General features: G+C 69.3%; 14 protein-coding genes and 1 pseudogene. 3 read left to right on the top strand and 12 right to left on the bottom strand.

Annotated elements, in window-relative coordinates; genetic code table 11:
- Nucleotides 1–6: 6 nt before the first annotated feature.
- From AAF430_14510 to AAF430_14565, 12 genes and pseudogenes are all read right to left on the bottom strand, one after another.
- Nucleotides 7–1,365, bottom strand: coding sequence for a GH1 family beta-glucosidase (locus AAF430_14510; protein MEM7411447.1), 1,359 nt, complete (start codon nt 1,363–1,365; stop codon nt 7–9).
- Nucleotides 1,366–1,956 (bottom strand): protein-disulfide reductase DsbD domain-containing protein, encoded by a 591-nt coding sequence (locus AAF430_14515; GenBank protein MEM7411448.1) that lies wholly within the window; start codon nt 1,954–1,956, stop codon nt 1,366–1,368.
- Nucleotides 1,957–2,082: 126 nt separating this feature from the next.
- Nucleotides 2,083–2,358: pseudogene (locus tag AAF430_14520) on the bottom strand (redoxin domain-containing protein).
- Between the two features lie 12 nt (nt 2,359–2,370).
- On the bottom strand, nt 2,371–2,589 hold the full coding sequence (locus tag AAF430_14525; protein ID MEM7411449.1) for a hypothetical protein: 219 nt from the start codon (nt 2,587–2,589) through the stop codon (nt 2,371–2,373).
- A complete protein-coding gene (locus tag AAF430_14530) occupies nt 2,586–3,758 on the bottom strand; it encodes a glutathione S-transferase family protein (GenBank protein ID MEM7411450.1) in 1,173 nt (390 codons plus the stop codon). The genes AAF430_14525 and AAF430_14530 overlap by 4 nt, the downstream gene beginning before the upstream one ends.
- A gap of 65 nt (nt 3,759–3,823) precedes the next feature.
- Nucleotides 3,824–4,768 carry a hypothetical protein gene (locus tag AAF430_14535; protein MEM7411451.1) on the bottom strand — a complete coding sequence of 315 codons (945 nt, stop codon included), beginning with the start codon at nt 4,766–4,768 and terminating at the stop codon, nt 3,824–3,826.
- Complete coding sequence (locus AAF430_14540; protein ID MEM7411452.1) at nt 4,749–5,183, bottom strand: hypothetical protein; 435 nt, start codon at nt 5,181–5,183, stop codon at nt 4,749–4,751. The genes AAF430_14535 and AAF430_14540 overlap by 20 nt, the downstream gene beginning before the upstream one ends.
- A 129-nt stretch (nt 5,184–5,312) precedes the next feature.
- Nucleotides 5,313–6,317 carry an SGNH/GDSL hydrolase family protein gene (locus tag AAF430_14545; GenBank protein ID MEM7411453.1) on the bottom strand — a complete coding sequence of 335 codons (1,005 nt, stop codon included), beginning with the start codon at nt 6,315–6,317 and terminating at the stop codon, nt 5,313–5,315.
- A 156-nt stretch (nt 6,318–6,473) separates the two neighbouring features.
- A complete protein-coding gene (locus AAF430_14550) occupies nt 6,474–7,718 on the bottom strand; it encodes an ABC transporter permease (GenBank protein ID MEM7411454.1) in 1,245 nt (414 codons plus the stop codon).
- Nucleotides 7,719–7,720: 2 nt separating this feature from the next.
- Nucleotides 7,721–8,962 carry an ABC transporter permease gene (locus tag AAF430_14555; protein ID MEM7411455.1) on the bottom strand — a complete coding sequence of 414 codons (1,242 nt, stop codon included), beginning with the start codon at nt 8,960–8,962 and terminating at the stop codon, nt 7,721–7,723.
- Entirely contained in the window at nt 8,959–9,666 is a 708-nt protein-coding gene (locus tag AAF430_14560) for an ABC transporter ATP-binding protein (GenBank protein ID MEM7411456.1), read from the bottom strand. Before AAF430_14560 ends, AAF430_14555 begins: the two co-directional genes overlap by 4 nt.
- Nucleotides 9,663–10,766 carry an efflux RND transporter periplasmic adaptor subunit gene (locus tag AAF430_14565; protein MEM7411457.1) on the bottom strand — a complete coding sequence of 368 codons (1,104 nt, stop codon included), beginning with the start codon at nt 10,764–10,766 and terminating at the stop codon, nt 9,663–9,665. The genes AAF430_14560 and AAF430_14565 overlap by 4 nt, the downstream gene beginning before the upstream one ends.
- Before the next feature lie 224 nt (nt 10,767–10,990).
- Here AAF430_14565 and AAF430_14570 point away from each other — a divergent pair, with 224 nt between their 5' ends.
- The 3 genes from AAF430_14570 to AAF430_14580 all read left to right on the top strand — a co-directional run bounded on the left by AAF430_14570 (nt 10,991) and on the right by AAF430_14580 (nt 17,583).
- A complete protein-coding gene (locus tag AAF430_14570) occupies nt 10,991–11,770 on the top strand; it encodes a thioesterase domain-containing protein (protein MEM7411458.1) in 780 nt (259 codons plus the stop codon).
- Between the two features lie 186 nt (nt 11,771–11,956).
- Nucleotides 11,957–16,504 carry an SDR family oxidoreductase gene (locus tag AAF430_14575; GenBank protein ID MEM7411459.1) on the top strand — a complete coding sequence of 1,516 codons (4,548 nt, stop codon included), beginning with the start codon at nt 11,957–11,959 and terminating at the stop codon, nt 16,502–16,504.
- 14 nt (nt 16,505–16,518) lie between these two features.
- Entirely contained in the window at nt 16,519–17,583 is a 1,065-nt protein-coding gene (locus tag AAF430_14580; GenBank protein ID MEM7411460.1) for a MupA/Atu3671 family FMN-dependent luciferase-like monooxygenase, read from the top strand.
- Nucleotides 17,584–17,611 lie beyond the last annotated feature (28 nt).

Here is a 17,611-nt window from a genome sequence, read left to right on the forward strand (position 1 = left end):
CGGGCTTCAGGTCTCGAAGCCGTTCTCCGCAGCGACCGTCCCGTACCAGCGCCCGGACTCCTTCTGCGTGCGGTCGCCGGTTTCGTAGTCGACCCAGCAGAGCCCGAAGCGCTGGTGGTATCCCTCGGCCCACTCGAAGTTGTCGAGCAGACTCCAGGCGTGATACCCGCGCAGGTCGACACCCGCATCGATCGCGCGCGCGGCGGCCTCAAGATAGCCGCGGTAGAAGTCGATGCGCGCCGAATCGCGCGCCACGCCGTCGGGGTCGGGGGGCGTGGCGTAGGAGCAACCGTTCTCGGTCACCTCGAGGGTGGGCCGGTCGTAGTCGCGGTCGATGCGCAGGAGGGCGTCTTCGAGGGCACGGGGCCAGACCTCCCAGCCGAAATCGGTCCGCGGTCCGTCCTCGCCGCCGAACGCGCCGACCGGGTTCGCGCCGGTGCCGAGCCGACCCCCGTCCGCGGCCGCCTCGACCAGGGTGCGCGTGTAGAGATTCACTCCGAGAAAGTCGTAGGGAGCGCGGATGCGTTCCAGGTCGCCGTCCCGGAACCCCATGGCTTCCCAGGGGTTCCCCGCCAGGAAGGGCTCCGGGTAGCGCCCGTGCAGGGCCGGTTCGAGGAACCAGGTGTTCGCCCACGCGTGCCAGCGTTCGCTCGCCGAGACGTCTTCGTCGTGATCGCCGCGGGGTTCACAGGGCGACCAGTGGAACGCGCTGCCGATGCGGGCGTCGCTGCGATTCGCGCGGAGTGCGCGCAAGCCCTCGCCCTGGGCGAGGTTCACCGTGTGCGTCGCCGCGAAGAACGCGTCGCGATCGCGGCGGCCGGGCGCGTGAATGCCGATCAGGTAGCCCAGGGTGGTGAAGATGCCGGGCTCGTTCAGCAGCACCCAGTCCGAGACGCGATCCCCGAGTCGCCGCGCCACCAGGTCGACGTAGTCGGCGAAGCGCCCCGCCGTGTCCCGGTTCGGCCACCCGCCCAGGTTCTCCAACGTCTGGGGCAGATCCCAGTGGTAGAGGGTCACCAGCGGACGAATGCCCGCATCGAGCAGGGTGTCGACCAGGCGGCCGTAGTAGTCGAGGCCGGCCGCGTTCGCCTCACCCTTGCCCTTCGGCTGTACCCGGGGCCACGAGATCGAGAAGCGATAGCTCGAACAGTGCATCGCGCGAAGCAGGGCGATGTCTTCTTCGAAGCGGTGGTACGAGTCGCAGGCGACATCGCCGCGGTGGTCGCTCTTCACGCGACCGGGCTGGCGGACGAAGCGATCCCAGATCGATTCGCCTTTGCCGTCGGCTCGCCAGGCGCCCTCGATCTGGTACGCGGCGGTGGCGGCTCCCCAGTGGAAGCCGTCGGGGAAGCGGAGACGCGTCATTCAGCCGTTGCGGCGACGCTGACTCGCCTGGCGCTCGAGCTGGAACGACTTCCAGAAGAAGCGGGGGAGCCCCGCCGGGTTCTCCTTGAACTTCCGCCAGATCAAGCGCAGCAGGTGCTTCTCCATCCGCGTCGCGCTCTCGCGCTGCCCGTGCCCGCGGTGCATGCCGAGCGACGGCACGTCGATCACGTCGAGGGGCACGGTCAACGCCATCTTCTCGCTCTTCGGCGGGAAGCACATCTGGTCGTCGCAGGCCTGGTAACGGATGCCCACCTCGATCGTGACGTCGTCTTGATCGAGCGGGCGCGTCTCGCTGGCGAGCTCACCGACTGCGTAGAAGGGCACGACGAAGTCGACCTGCCCGCTCCAGACCGGGAGCTCGACGTCGATGCTCTCCATCCGCAGCGTCTCGGTCGGCGGCGCTTGCAGTTCTTCGAACACCAGGCCGGGCGGGCCCGAAACCTCGAGTGCGGTCGCCACCATGCCCTCGGGCACCCCGTCCCCATAGATGTGGAGCCCCTCGCCGAGGTCGCAGCGCACCACCAGTTCGCGTCGGATGCCCTGGCGGATCGTGCCGCCGCCGCCGTGCACCTGCGCCGTGAAGCGGACATCGGCGTCGCCGCCGCTCGCGGCCGGTGCTTCGTCGGACAGGACGCGGCGGCCCAGCGCGGCGTCGAGGTAGAGCTCGGGGCTGTCGCGCTTCTTGTAGGTGTCGTGGAAGAACTTTGCGACGACGACGCCGTCCTCGTCGGTGACGTACACGCCGGGGTAGGGGATCCCGTGGAGGAAGGCGTCCTCGACTCCGATCTGGTCGTTCAAGATGCCGTAGCGACGGATGACGGCAGAGTCGACGTCGGAGAGCAGCCGAAAGGGAATCCGCTGCTTCTCCTGGAAATCGGAGAGGACCCCGGTGTCGTCGTAGGAGATCGCGTAGACCTCGATCCCTTCCGCTTCGAACTTCCCGAAGGCGTCTCGCAGCTCACCGAGCTGCGTCCAGCACGGAGGTCACCAGACGGCGGAGCGATAGAAGACGACGATCGACTTCTTGTTGCCGCGGCTCGCGTGGTAGTCGACGGACGTTCCGCTCGCATCGGGCAGCGTGAAGTCGGGAAGACGCTCCCCCACTTCGGGGCCCGTCGGGTGCCCGTCGGGCAAGCCCAGGCGCCCCGGGTGGCCCAAGGGTGCCGGAGCGTCGAAGCCGTGGTGATCGCGTTCGATCGTCATCGAGAGTCTCCTCCGGGCGCGACCCGGGTCGCGAGCTTCGCAAAACGAGCGAACGGATGCCGGGGTTGGGATTCGGGCGACGTAATCACTTCGAGGCCCCCACCAAAGGGAGCGCGACGCTCCGTGTCGACCTCGGAGGGCCGCGGCGGCGGCGCGAACACGAGCTCCGAGAGCTCGTGCTTCGGGAGATGTTCGCGGACCCGCTCGCGCTCGTCGGGAGTCAGCGCGGCGGCGTGCCGGTGGAGCTCCTCCCAGCACCAGACCCGGTAGCGCGAGGTCGGCAGGTCGCGGTAGCGAACGCCCTGGACGAGCACGTCGTGTCGCCAGGCGTCCCGGGCGAACGCGGCCGCGTTCTCTCGCAACGTCGCGAAGTGGGTTTCCACGATCTCTTGCAGCAGGGGTTGCATCGCGCTGGGAATTTCGGCGTCGAGCGGCGCTTCGCCCAGTTCGCTGCCGCGCGCGTTCCAGAGGCGCGCGAGCCATTCCCAGACGGCCGGTGCGCGATTCTGCATGATCACGGCGGGCGTCGGGTCGTGGGAGAAGTGGCGCAGCATCGGACCGACCAATCCGATGTCGGCGAGGGTGGGGCGGGATCCGAAACAGTAGGGCCGGTCGGCGAAGAGGGCCGACAGGAGGTCGAGGCTGCGCAGGTAGCTGCCCTCGACGTGGGCACGGTTCTCGTCCGACACGCCGTCTCCGGTCACGAAGATGGACTTCTGACGGCTCCGTACCATGAAGCGTTTGAGTGCACCGGGGAGCGGGAAGCCGGGCATCAGTTCGTGCGCGAGCTTTCGCGACAAGAGCTCGCGGTCCGGGTCGTAGCTCCAGCGGTAGTGCATCGCGGGGCGCCACAGCCACTCGTCGGCCCAGTCCTCGATGAGTCGGGCCAGGAAGGCGTGGGCCGGGTCCTCGGGCAGGATCGGGGGCGCCGGCTGTTGGGTCTCGTACCAATCGATGATCGGCGTCGAGTCGGTCATCCACCGCCCATCGGGCAGGTGCACTGCCGGCACCTGCGACGCGCCGGCGAGCGCGCCGAGCTGGTCCGGTGCGATGGCTACGAACTCGTAGGGAATCTCCTTGTAGCGAAGATACGCCTCGAGCTTTCCCGTGTAGTACGAGACCGATGCGCCGTAGACCCGGGGCGCTTCGCCGGTGGTCGTGTCTGTCACCGTCCAGGGACCTCGTCCCCAGCATCGCACAAAGCCGAGAGGGTCAGTAGCGACGGAGCCCGGCGTCAGGGGACGGCGCGACTCGCTTCCAGGGGGACCGGTTGCTCCTGGCGGCGGGGGCCGCCGAGTCGCGCGACCAGCGCGTCCCAGGGGAGGAAGGGCAGGTAGTTCACGAAGTAGGTGAGATGGACGCCCATCAGCAGGGCGATCCCGGTCTGCATCGCGAAGAGCCCGGGGACCACCAGCCGCCGGGCCCAGCGGGAGAACGGGACCGTGATGGCGAGCAGCTCGGCCAGCAGGGCCCCGGCCGCGAACAGAGGAAGCAGGGGGGAGAGCGTTTTCAGCCAGGCACCGGCTGGGAAGAGCGGATCGTGGTTGGTGTAGCCGCTGTTCCGGATCATCCAGAGCTCGAGGGATCCCGAGCTGGCCCAGCCCGGTCCGGTGACCAGCAGCTTGCTCACGCCGCCCGCGAAGAACACGAGGCCGAAGAGGACCGCGACGGCCTGGACCGGCCAGCGGTACTCCCCACTGGGCGGCACGACTTCGCCCGAGCGCCAGGCGTCGATCGAAAGCGCGTCGCCGCACCGCGAGAAGGGCAACACCATCACCACCCAGAAGAACAGGAACAGGGTGTTGTGCCCGGTGCGTCCACTGAAGTCGAAGACCACCAACGAGAAGAAGAGGGTGCCGATCGCTGCGACCACGGAGCTCGCACGGGTATGCCAACCTGCCGCGGTGGTCAGTAGGGAGGCCCACCAGATCCAGAAGCAGACGCGGGTGGCCTCCGGCGAGAGCGGGTATTGCTCGAACCACGCGTGGTAGCTCTGGGGGTGCCAGGCCCAGTCGGGGAGCGCCGCGAACGCGACGAAGTCCTCGCCCACCCGCGCCGCGGGCCACAGCAGGAACCCAGCGTACGCAAGGCAAACCGCGATGCGGCAGCACGCCAACGCGATGGGGCTCGCGGGGGCGAAGAAGAGGCGTTCCCAGAGCTCAGTAAGCGTGGCGCGCAAGCGTCTGTTTCTCTTGCCACGGGTCGTGGCGGTCACCGCCGAGCGCGAGCGTCCAGGTCACGCGGGCGAGCTCGAAGGACGCCGGGAGCGCACGTCCCTCGCGTCGGCGTTGCTCGGCGTAGTGCCCGGCCGCCCAGGCGATCGCTGCGGGCTCTTCCCGGTTTGCGGCCAGGACGCGATACACGAAGACGTAGGGGTGCGGACCGATGGCCTGGTCCGGTGCCAACAGCTCGTGGCGGCCGTCGGCTTCCACCGCCAACAAGGCGAGCCCCGAGTAGGTGGGCGTCTGGCTGCCGCTGTACATGGTGATCGGCGCAAACGGCCACCACTCCCGCCGCGTCCCGATCGACGCGACCTGCAGGCCGACCCAGAGCAGGATCCAGGCCGAGATCCAGAGCTTTCGCTGCGAGCTCACCAGCGCCCCCTCGCGTGTCCGCTCCCGGACCGCCGTTTCCCGTTTCGGCCAAACGCCACGCGGACTTGCGGGGCGAATCGCGCATCGCTGAGGCGCCCCTTGGGCGCCCGGAACGGGTGTACGCGGGCGCTAGCGCCGTTTCGCAGCGCGCGTTCGGCGGCGCGCGAGCAGGCCGACGACGAGGGCGCCGGACGCGACCGTCGCCCAGCGCACGGGCTCGGGGACCGCGACGGCGGCCCGAATCGCGATCACTTCGTGGGCGACCGTCGTGGGGTGGATCGCATCGAAGAGGAAGAAGCCGTCCGAGACGGGGCCCTGGGGATCGAGGGAGCAGGGCACGTCGATCAGGCAGGGGATCGCGAAGTCCGTGTCGTCGCTCGTGGTGTCGATGCCTTCGGGTGCCAGACCGAAGGCGGACGGGTTGGCGAAGATCTCCTCGACGAGCCCCCCGATGTCGAGGGTGTAGAGCGTCGGGATCGGTTCGGCCGCGAGCGCGGTTGCGAGGCGCGCGTTGAAGTCGAGGCTCAGCGCGGAGACCGCGTCGCGTTCGGTGGGGGTGAAGACGCTTCCGCTGCCCGCGGGCAGCTCGAAGTCGCCGTAGGCGCGCCCGATGTCGGGCAGGTTCACGATCAGGAAGTGCTGGGCGCCCATCCCGATCAGGTCCTGGATGCCGTCGATGATGTTGTCGACTGCGTCCTGGGTCGCCGTCGGCGAGCTGGGGATCCCGAGGATGTCGTTGCCGCCGAGCCAGATCACGTAGAGGGCGTTGGGATCGGCCTGCCCGAAGAGCTGGGTCAGCGCGAAGGCGAAGATCTGAATCGACAGGTCCTCGGTCTCGTCGCCGCCGAACGCGAAGTTGGTGCCACCCAGGATCGAGGCCTCGGCATCGTTCCCGATCATCTCGGCGAACTGCTCGGACCAGACGTCGCCGTTCGAGCAGCGCCCGGGGGCATAGCCGGCGATCGCCAACACGGTGCAACCGTTGCCAGTGTCCGAGAGGCTGTCGCCGAAGACGTAGACGTCGCTGAACTGAGCGTGGGCAGAACTCGCGCCGAGGAGCGAGAGCAGACCCATGAGACAGGTCGCGACGAAGAGGTGGGGTCGGATCACGCGCGCGATCGAGGTAGGGCCCATGCAGCGAGTATGACCCAGACCCGGGGGCTGCCACCGGTGAGCCCGGTCACGCCGCGATCGGTTCGTGCGCCTCGGCGGCGGCGCCTCCGGAGCGTCCTCGCGGCCCAGCGGAGCCCCCTCATTCCTCTTCTCTGGCTGGGACTTACGGGTCTGCCGCTAGACGGAGCGCAGCGACTCGGAGGGGGAGGTGCGCGCCGCCCGCAGGGCGGGGATGGTCCCGGCGATCACGGCCACCGCGCCCAGCACCGACAGCCCGACCCCGACGAGCGTCCAATCGACGACCGGACGGACGAGCCCGAACTCTCCGTGGTCGGCGGCGAGTTGGGTGAGTCGCACCAATCCGATCCCGGTCGCGCCGCCCAATAGCCCGGCCATCAGCGAGATGGCGACGGACTCCGCGAGAAAGAGTGCAAAGATCGCCTTGTCCTTTGCACCCAGGGCCTTGCGCAACCCGATCTCCTGCACGCGTTCGCCCACGACCACGAGCATGATGTTCATCACGCCCACGGATCCGACCAAGAGCGTGACCACGCTCGCGCTGATGAGGAACGCCTTCAGCCCGGTAAAGAGGGCATCGAGGATGTTCCAGACTTCCTTGATGTCGACGAAGTCCAGGGCGATTTCCGAGTCCGGTTGGAATCCGTGGTGCAGCGCCGTGACGGATCGCATTGCCCGGATGCTCTCGCTCGACTCGTCGCGATGTCGCGGGGTCGCCACGAAGCGCCGAACGGTCGCACCACGATCGAGCCAGCGAAAAGCCGCCTGGGTCGGCACGACGACGAGGTTGTCGTCGCGGGGGCCCATGTTGACGAGCTGGTCCCCCTTCCGTCGGGCAACACCGATCACGCGAAACGGAACTCCGTTGAGGCGGATCCACGCGCCCACGGGCGGCCTTCGGTCGAAGAGCCGCGCCGCGCTCTCGGCACCCAGCACCGCCACGCGCGCCCCACTCTCGGCCTCGAGGCGCCGAAACACGCGCCCGTGTTCCATTTCGAAGCGCCGGATCTCCAAGCCGTCCTCGTCCATCCCCATCACCGAGAGGAGGCGAGAGCCGAACTCGGACCGCACGAGCACGTTGCGGAGCTGGGTTTCGGAGGTGGCCGCTTCGACCAGATCGAGCGCTTCGAGGCGTTCGACGTCCTCGAGCTCGAGGGTGAGCGGCCGGGCTCCCCGTTCGCCAGCGTGCTCCTTGATCACGGCGCCCGTGAAGCCCCAGACGTTCTTCGGGCCGGTGCGCTCGAGGCTGTCCGAGAAGTTCGTCTCCATGCCGAGGGCGGCCGCCGACAGATAGACGAGCATCGTGGCACCCCAGAAGATTCCGAGGGTGGTGAGCGCAAACCGCAGCGCATGCGCACGCATGCTGCTCGCCGTCTGTCGGAGGAGATCGAGGAGTCCGCGCACGCCTACTCCATCCGAAGCGTCACCGAAGGTGCGACGCCCACGGCCCGCCAAGCGGGCAGCAGTGCCGCCGCAAAGCCGGTCGCCGTCATGACGCCGAGCGCGATGGCGATCACGCTGACGGAGAGCTCCGGAACCGGAACGACGTCGGGGAGGTCCAGCGCTGCGAGCGCCGCGCAGCTGAGGATCCCCAACGCGACACCGAGGACGCCTCCGATGACGCTCACGACCATGCTCTCGATGAAGAACTGCACGAGCACGTCACGTCTTCGCGCGCCGACGGCCAGCCGAACGCCGATCTCGGTGCGCCGCTCCTGGACCGAGTCCAGCATCATGGTCAGGATGCCGACGCCCCCGATCATCAGCGTGGTCGCCGCGATCACGAACATCAAGCCGCGCATCTGGTCCACCGGAAGCGCGTTCAGTCGCTCCATCGGGCTCCAGCTGTCGATGGCGCTGTGGTCGGTGCGCGGCACGCCCAAGCGGTCGGCGAGGATCGCGCGAATCTCGTCGCGCGTCGTCTCGTAGAATCGTCGGTCGCGCGCCTGGTAGAGGATGCGGCCTACGACGGCTTCTTCGGTCCAGGTTCGCGGCCAGTAGCTGTGATAGGTCGCGAGCGGAACCCACGCCTGATCATCGATCAGCCGGCCGTCTCGGTTCAGCTGCACCCCGACGGGCGCGAGGATCCCCACGACTTCGAAGGGCGTACCGTCGATCCGCACCCAGCTCCCCAGGCCGCCGTGCGCGCCCAGGAGCTCCCGCCGCAGCTCGGCGCCGAGGACCACGACGCGGCGGTTTCGCCGGAGGTCGGTCCGGGTGATGCCACGTCCCGCTTCGATCGGAACGCCTCGGATCTCTATGGTCTCGGGTTCGACGCCCCGGAGGTCCACGGAGAAGGCGGTCTGGCCGAAGCTCGCCATGGCGAAGCGCTTTTCCTCGCCTCCGACGAGGGCGGGCCACTTCGCCCGCGCTCGTACGGCCTCGAGGTCGTCGACGTCGAACCAGACGTAGCGCCTGTCGGTGATGGGGACGTAGTCGACGCCGAGAGTCCCCGGGTCGATCACGCCGAGGTTGCGTCCGGTCTTGGCGAATCCGACGTCCAACATGGTCCGGACCCCGTCGCCCCACGCGACGAGGAAGATCACCGCGGCGGTTCCCCACACGAACCCGAAGAGCGTGAGCGCAGCGCGGAGCTTCTGCGCCGCGAGTGTTCGGAGGGCCTCACGGATCGCCTCGCGGACGATCAATGCGACGGATCCCGCAGGTCCGACGCGATCCGGCCGTCGCGAATCGCGACGCAACGCGGCGCCCACTCCGCGATGTGGTTGTCGTGGGTCACCATGACGATCGTGTTGCCGGCTTCGTGCAAGGCGGAGAAGATCGCCAGGATCTCCTGCCCCGTCTTCGAGTCGAGGTTCCCGGTCGGTTCGTCCGCGAGCAGGAGCGATGGCTCGTTGATGAGTGAGCGCGCGATCGCGACCCGTTGACGTTCGCCGCCGGAGAGCTGGGTGGGGCGGTGGTCCGCGCGGTCGGTGAGACCGACCCGTGCCAGCGCCTCGAGGGCGCGCTCCCGGCGTTCGCGCACGCGAACACCCCGGTAGACGAGCGGAAGCTCGACGTTCTCGAGCGCCGAAAGGCGCGGCAACAGGTTGAAGCTCTGGAACACGAAGCCGATCTTGTCCCCGCGCAGATCGGCGAGGCCATCCGAGTCGATCTCTTCGACGGCGCGCCCATCGAGCCGGTAGTGACCCGAGGAGGGTTTCGCGAGGCAGCCCAGCATCTCGAGCAGCGTCGTCTTGCCCGAACCGGAAGGTCCGATGATCGCCACCAGCTCGCTCTGCTCGATCGAGAGGTGCACGTCGCGGAGTGCATGAACCGCGTTTCGTCCGGTGTCGTAGGTCTTGCAGATGGCTTCGAGCTCGATGAGCGCCGAGCTAGCCGCCGGTCTCACTGGAGACTCACGCGCTCGCCGATCGCGAGGCCGTCGACGATCTGGACGAGATCGCCGTCGACGACGCCGACGGACACGAACCTGCGCTCGTCCTCGTTCACACTGGCGTCGTCACCGACGATCTCGACGTAGATGTCCTCGCCGACGTAGCGCAGCGCGGTCTCCGGAACGACGATCGCCGCGTCGATGCTCTCGGCGACGATCTCGGCGTCGGCCGACATGCGCGCCTTGAGGAGATCCGCATCCGCGTCAGTGATCTCGACCTCGATCTCGAAGTAGGTGACGTTCTCCACCCGTTCGCCCATCGGCGCGATGTCACGCACGGTCCCTTCGAAGCTGCGCCCTCGGTATGCCTCGGTGCGGACGCGTGCCGACTGACCCACCGCGATTCGCGAGATCTCGTTCTCGTCGACGGAGCCCGTCATGTGCAGGCGTTCGGTTTCGGCGAGGACCAGCAGGACGGTTCCGCCGTTGACGGACGTCACGGGAGAGACGGCGGCCCCGACCTTGACGTGCACGTCGAGTACGCGACCCGAGATCGGAGACCGCACCGTGGCGTAGCGGAGCTGAACGGAGAGCTCTTGCAGGCTGGCGCGCGCACTGGCGAGGCGCGCCGAGGCTCCCTCGAGGTCTGCCCGCGCTTCGTCCTGCTGGCTGTCCGAAGCCGCGCCGCGGGCGCGCAATCGCTCTGCGCGTTGCTTCGCGATCTCGGCGTAGTGGAGCTCGACCTCGGCACTCTTGACCTGTGCCCGCGCTCGCGCGACCTGACTCTCGAGGAGCTCACGTTCGATCTCGACGAGTGCGTCGCCGGCTTCGATGGTATCGCCGCGCTCGACGTTGATGGCCTCGATGATGCCGGCGACGCGGGGTCGTACCTCGACTTCGCCGGCGGGTTCGATCGTACCCGTCGCCATCACGATGCGTTCGATGTCGCGCTGCTCGGCCGCGGCCGTCGTGACCGGCGTGGACTCCGTCGGACTGCTGCACGCGGCCGCGACGAGCGCGAGGCAGACGACGAGACCGACGATCCGGGGGCGGGCCGCGCAGGCCGTGGCGTGCCCGGGATCGATCGGCCGTGACGAAGGGAGGAGGGGGGGCACGTGCATCGGGATCGTTCCGAGAGGTCGTCTCCCCCGACCGCGCGCGCAACGATCGCAGCGAACGATGGGGGAGGTGTTCGCGGCACCATATCGCTCCTCCGCGAAAACGCGACCGTCGGCTTGCGAGCGAACGGTCGACGCGGTTCCACTGCGATGGTGCGCCGCGGCGTCTCCGGATCTCGGAGAGGGCTGTGATAGGCTCCGCCGCTCTTCAGGACGACTCCATGCCGCACGATCTCGACGACCGCTGGTTCTGGCGCCCTCGCCCGCGCCCCGACGCCCGGTTTCGGCTCTTCTGTTTCCCTTTCGCCGGCGGAGGGCCACGTGCCTTTCAGGGCTGGGACGGCTGGCTCGATCCGGACTGCGAGCTCGTCGGCGTGCGGCTCCCGGGGCGCGAGAGCCGCATCGGAGAACCCGCCTACTCCGACTGGAAGACGCTGCTCGAAGACACCGAAGCCGTGCTCGACCCCTGGCTCGACCGGCCTTTCGCGTTGTTCGGCCACAGCTTTGGTGCCCAGGTCGCGTTTCGTCTCGCGGCGCGTTGGGCGAATCAGCCCGGTCGTCTGCTGCGTGGCCTGGGGGTGTCAGGTTGCGCGCCACCCCACCGCGTTCGCGAGGAGCGTCGCATTTCGGATCTCGATCGCGACGCGTTCTTCGCCACGCTGGTGCGCATGGGCGGCATGCCGCCGGAGGCGATCGCGAACGAAGCGTTCAAGACCCTCTTCGAACCCACCCTGCGCGCCGACATGCGACTCGCCGAAGGGTGGCCGGCACTCGAGGCGACACAGGTGTCGGTTCCGATCGCCGCTTCCGCCGGCATTCGCGATCGCATGGCCCTGCCCGACGCCGTCGAAGAGTGGTCGCAGTACACCGAGAGCGGTTTCTCGTTCACGGTGGTCGACGGCGCGCATTTCTTCCTCCGCGAGCAGGCCAGTCGGCTGGTCCCGAGCGTGAGCGCGCTACTCCGGGAGCCGGGCGCGTGGGGCGCCGTCGGCGGCGGATGAGGCGACCGGCGGCGCACGTCGCCCCGGGCCCGTGATCCCGTAGGTCCCTGAAAGAACAACGGAAAACCTTGTTTTCCCGTGGGGGGTCCCGGCTCGCAGCAGCCTTAGTGATATTGAAATTCGTTTTCAATGGGCTACTCATTGGCGCGCAATCCGCCCCTCCCGACGTCCCGCCAGTTCCCCCCAATGACCACCCTCCGTCGAGCCGACCTCTCCACGCCGAAGCTCGCCCTCGCGTCCCGCGAGCGCGTCGGCGCTGCCCTGCCCTGGGTGCGCTCCGAACCGATCGCGGTCGTCGGCATCGGCTGCCGGTTTCCCGGTGCGGAGGGGCCGGAGGGCTTCCTCCACCTGCTGCGCGAGGGCATCGACGCGGTGGGCGAACTTCCGAACGAGCGCTGGGACCGCGAGCGCTATTACGACCCGGATCCGGACGCCCCGGGCAAGACCTATGTCACGCGCGGCGGGTACCTCGAGGACATCGCGGGTTTCGACGCTGCGCGCTTCGGGATCGCGCCGATCGAAGCGCTGCGGATGGACCCGCAGCAGCGCCTCTTGCTCGAAGTCGGCTGGCACGCGCTGGAGCACGCGTCCATCGCGCCCGAATCGCTCTACGGCGCCAAGGCGGGTGTCTTCTTCGGGATCAGCAGCTTCGACTACGCGAGTGTGCTCCGGCAACGAACGCCGATCGAGGAACTCGACGGCTACGTCGCCACCGGGAACGCCTTCAGCGTCGCCGCAGGACGCGTGTCCTACGCCCTGGGTCTCACGGGGCCGAGCCTGGCCGTCGATACCGCTTGCTCCTCGTCGCTCGTGTCGGTCCATCTCGCGATGCAGAGTCTGCGTCTCCGCGAATGCGAGGTCGCGCTGGCCGGCGGGGTCAACCTGCTGCTGCAGCCCGAATCGACCATCAACTTCGCGAAGGCGCGGATGCTGGCGCCCGACGGCCACATCAAGGCCTTCGATGCGCGCGCCGACGGGTTCGTGCGCGGCGAAGGCTGCGGCGTCGTCGTGCTGAAGCGGCTCTCCGACGCACTGGCCGCTGGCGACGACGTCTGGGCGGTCTTGCGTGGCTCCGCGGTCAATCAAGACGGTGCGTCCAGCGGCTTGACCGCGCCGAATGGAACCGCCCAGCGCGAGGTGATCCGCGCTGCGCTCGAAGGCGCGGGTGTCGAGGCCGCGCAGGTGGGGTTCGTCGAGGGGCACGGCACCGGCACGGCGCTGGGAGACCCGATCGAACTGGGCGCGCTTGCCGAGGTCTACGGGAGCAGCCGTTCGGAGCATCCGCTCCAGATCGGATCGGTCAAAGCGAGCATCGGCCACCTCGAGAGCGCCGCTGGCATCGCGGGCCTGATCAAGGCGGTGCTGACCCTGCGCTTCCGCGAGATCCCCGGGCAGCTGCACTTCGACACGCCCAGTCCCCACATCGACTGGGAGCATTCCGGCCTCGAGGTGGTTCGCGAACGCCGTCCCTTCACCCCGATCGACGGGCGTCGCCTGGCGGGTGTGAGCTCGTTCGGTTTCAGCGGCACGAACGCCCACGTGCTCCTCGAGGCGGCACCAGAAATTCGTCCGGAAGAAACCCGTACGAGCGGACCGCACACCCTCGTGCTCGGCGCGCGCGATGCGGCCCGGGTCGATGCGCTCGCCGAGGTGTGGGCCGAGGGGCTCGAGGGCGCGTCCGAGGACACGGTGCCGGCGCTCGTGCGCACCGCATGGGCGGGGCGCGATCGCGGGCCCGAGCGTCTCGCCGTCAGTGGCGCCGACGGCACCGAACTCGCGACCCAGCTGCGGGCCGCGCTCGCCGGAACCGCGCGAACCGGCGTCGCACGCGGGCGCGTGCGCAACGGTTCGGCGGCCGGGAAGTTGGGGTTCCTCTTCTCGGGCCAGGGCTCCGCGTGGGTCGGCCTGGGTCTCGAGCTGCGCGAGCGCGAGCCTGTGTTCGCCGAGGTGATCGAGCGCTGCGCTGCCGTCCTCGGAGAGCGCGCTTGGCTCGACCCGGGTCGTGTCGCTGCTGACGCCGTCATCGACACGGGCGACGCGCAGCCCGCGCTCTTCGCGTTCGAGGTCGCGATGGCGGAGCTCCTTCGCTCGAGAGGCCTCGAGCCCGACTACCTGCTCGGACACAGCGTCGGCGAGCTGGCCGCGGCGTGCGTCGCCGGGGTGATCGAGCTGAAGGACGCGGCGCGGCTCGTGCGGATTCGTGCCGACGGGATGTCCGCCCTTCCGTCGGGCGGCAAGATGGTCGCGCTCACCGCCGACCCGGCGCGTGTAGAGCACGCGGTGCGCGGCGCCGGAACCCAGGTTTCGATCGCCGCCTACAACGGGCCACGACAGGTGGTGGTGTCGGGCGCGGGCGACGCCGTCGATGCCTTCGTCGCCTCCCTGGAAGTCGACGACGCCCGGGCACTCGCCGTATCCCACGCATTCCACTCGGTCCTCATGGAGCCAGCGCTCGACGCCCTGAGCGCGGCAGTTGCCGAGATCGAATTCCAGCCGCCGCGCATTCCGCTGGTCTCCAGTCGCTCGGGCGCGCTCGCCGGGTCCGAGATCGGACGACCGGACCATTGGGTGCGGCAGCTGCGCGAGCCCGTTCGTTTCGCCGACGCCGTCGATGCACTCTGGACGGCCGGCGTTCAGGAGTTCGTCGAGGTCGGCCCCGGCGCGGCTCTGGTGGGACTCACGCGGGAGATCCTGGCGGACGACCCGAGCGTGATGGCGATTCCGACCGCCACCCGGCGCCGCGGCGAGCTGCGCTCGCTGTCCGACGCGGTGGGTGCGCTGGCCGTGCGCCGCGCCGATCGCGACCTCACACCGTGGCTCGGCGAGGGGCCGCGGACCGCCGAAGCACCGCGCACCCCCTTCGAACACACTCGAGTCTGGCCGCTCGAAATCGAGGGCGAATCGCTCGGGCCGGCGGCGCCGCCCTCGCGGGGCGAGCGGCGTCCCGTCGACGCGTGGGGCTGGACGCCCAGCGTCCGTCGCCTCGGTGCTCCGACTCCCGTCGCGGAACCCGACGGGCCGATCGTGGTCCTGGGCGATGGCGGTGCCGACGCCGTCGCCGAGGTCTTCGAAACCCGAGGCGTCGCCTCCCTGCGGGCCGCTCTGGGCGAACCGCTCGCCGAGCGATTGGCGGAGCACTGCGGACCGGACGTCGCCGAGGACGGTCCGCCGCTGCAGCTCGTGATCGTTTCTCCGAATACCGCTTCGACCGCATGGGCGGCGCCGTTGGCACGCGAGTTCGCAGGAGCGCAACGGGAGATCCGTGTTTCGATCCTCACGTCGGGCGCGGTCGAGGTGACGGGCAGCGAGACCCTCGATGCGCCGGGCACCGCCGCCGCGGCGGTCGCGTTCGTGCTCGGGCAAGAGATCGCGACCGCACGCACGCGTCACTTCGATCTCGACCCCGCCGCTTCGGATCTGCCGGCGTCGCTGTTCGACGATCTGCTCGCGACGGACGCCGGAGACACACCCCGGGTCGTGGCCTATCGGGGTTCGCATCGTTGGGCCGTGGACTACGCCCCGGCCGCGTTGGGGAACCCGGTGGACGTCGAGGCCGACTCGAACCACGCCTCGGGCGATTCGATCGTCCTGGTCGGGCGGCTGGCCGGCGGCCTCGGGGAGCGCATCGCCGGCCATCTCCTGCGGCGCGGCGCCACGCGCGTCGTGGTGGTCGGCCCAGGCATGGAGGCCGATCCCGAGCAGAGCGCTGCGTTGGAGCGTCTGCGCGCAAGCGCGGGTGACGATGCACGGGTGGCGGCGCACTCGGCCGACATCGGCGATCCCGAGTTGCTGTCGGTCGCGCTCCAGAAGGTCCACGCGCAGTACGGGCCGGTGGACGGTGTGGTGCACGTCGGCGCGAGCGGTCGACCCGAGATCGCGCGGCTGCTGCTGCAGGACGAGCGCGAAACGACCCGGGCGATCGCCCGCGAGCGGGTGAAGGGTCTGCCCGCCCTCGCGAAGGCGCTCGAAGGCTGGACGCCGCGCTACGTCCTCGTCGTGTCGTCCTTCGCGGCCCACGTCGGTGGCATCGGCTTCGGCGACTACGCGGCGGCGACGGCCTTCACCGAGACCTTCGTGCGACAGCACGCGCGCTCGACGGACGTGCCCTGGTCGACGGTTTCTTTCGAGGCGCTCGCGGAGGAGCTCGGGCACGGTGTCGATCGGCTCGACGAAGGCAGCGGCCTGCGCGGTCTCGCTCTGTCCGAGGAAGATCTCGTGCTCGCGCTCGATCGCCTGGGCATCGATCCACGCCGAGGCGAGTCCGGCCCCGCCGCGCGCCATCTCCTCGTGGTTCCGTCCGAGGTCGGTGTTCGCGTCGCTCGTGCGCACGCCCCCGCGAGCGAAGCCGAGGTGCAACCCCGCTCGTCCGGCAGTGCGGGCGGTGGCGCCGCGCCTCGCGACGAGATCGAGGAAGCCCTCGTCGAGATCTGGGAGGACTTCCTGCCGACGCGTCCGATCGGGATCCACGACGACTACTTCGCGCTCGGTGGGACCTCCCTGGCCGCGGTGCAGATCCTCGCGCGGATGAAGGCGCGCTTCCGGGCCGAGGTGCCGCTCGAGGCGCTGCTCGGGAACGATCCCACCATCGCCGCCGTCGCCGAGACGGTGCGACAGGCGCTCGAGGAAGGCGGTTCCGCGGAGGCCACGGACGGCGATGCGGAGGTCGAGGAGCTGCTGTCGATGGTCGAGCAGCTCTCGGCGGAAGAGGTCGAGCGGGCCCTCGGCGATTCCTGAGACGGAGAGCAATCTTGGATTTCGGACTCTTCTATTTCGACGGCGAGGGCGCCACGCGGCGCCCGAATCACTATCGATTGCTGCTCGACTCGGCGCGCTTTGCCGACGAGAACGGATTCACCGCCATCTGGACGCCCGAGCGCCACTTTCACGCGTTCGGCGGGCTGTATCCGAACCCGGCGGTCACGAGCGCGGCCATCGCCACCCTCACTCGCAACATCCAGATTCGCGCTGGCAGCGTCGTCGCGCCGCTGCACCACCCCGTTCGCATCGCGGAAGACTGGGCGATCGTCGACAACCTCTCGGGTGGGCGCGTCGCGATGGCCTTCGCGCCGGGCTGGACGGTGCCCGAGTTCCTGTTGTCTCCCGAGGGACACGAGGCCCGCTACGAATCGCTGTGGAATCGCATCGACATCGTCCGTCGCTTGTGGGAGGGCGAAGAAGTCGAGTTCCCGGTCGAGGGCGGTGATGCGGTCAAAGTGCGCGCGCTCCCCCAGCCGCTGCAGAAGAAGCTGCCGCTCTGGATCACGGCTTCGTCCGAAGACGGATTCCTGCGCGCGGGTTCGCTCGGTGCGCCCGTGCTCACGTCGCTGCTGAACACGACCCTCGAGGACGTCGCGGCGAAGGTGGCGAGCTACCGGAAAGCGCTCTCCGAGCACGGCCATGATCCGGCGAGCGGGCGCGTTGCCCTGATGGTGCACACCTTCGTCGGTCCGGACCTCGAGACCGTGCGCGCCCAGATCGAAGCGCCGTTCCGTGAATACCTGATGTCGCACTACAGCCTGCTCGACGGTCTCGCCGAGAGCCTGGGCCTGGGCGTCGGCATGGAGGACCTCACTCCTGGCGATCTCGAGACCCTGCTTCGCTTCGGCTTCGAGGGCTTCCTGAACGGTCGATCGCTGATCGGCGGCGTTCAGGAGCTCCGCCCCCTCGTCGAGTCGTTCGCGAGGGCGGGTGTCGACGAGATCGCGTGTCTGGTCGACTTCCACCCCGGCTACGAGGAAGTCATGGGCAGCCTCGAGCACCTGGCGGCGCTCAAGGATGCCTGCTTCGGGCTGCGCTCCACTCCGCCGGCATGACGCCAGGCAATCGAAACCCGGCTCCCCC

Source organism: Myxococcota bacterium, from assembly GCA_039030075.1.
Classification (GTDB): Bacteria; Myxococcota_A; UBA9160; order UBA9160; family SMWR01; genus JAHEJV01.

Coding starts and splice junctions, on each gene's coding strand:
- AAF430_14545 (MEM7411453.1), bottom strand. CDS start 6,317: ATGGGCCCTACCTCGATCGCGCGCGTGATCCGACCCCACCTCTTCGTC.
- AAF430_14525 (MEM7411449.1), bottom strand. CDS start 2,589: ATGACGATCGAACGCGATCACCACGGCTTCGACGCTCCGGCACCCTTG.
- AAF430_14575 (MEM7411459.1), top strand. CDS start 11,957: ATGACCACCCTCCGTCGAGCCGACCTCTCCACGCCGAAGCTCGCCCTC.
- AAF430_14510 (MEM7411447.1), bottom strand. CDS start 1,365: ATGACGCGTCTCCGCTTCCCCGACGGCTTCCACTGGGGAGCCGCCACC.
- AAF430_14570 (MEM7411458.1), top strand. CDS start 10,991: ATGCCGCACGATCTCGACGACCGCTGGTTCTGGCGCCCTCGCCCGCGC.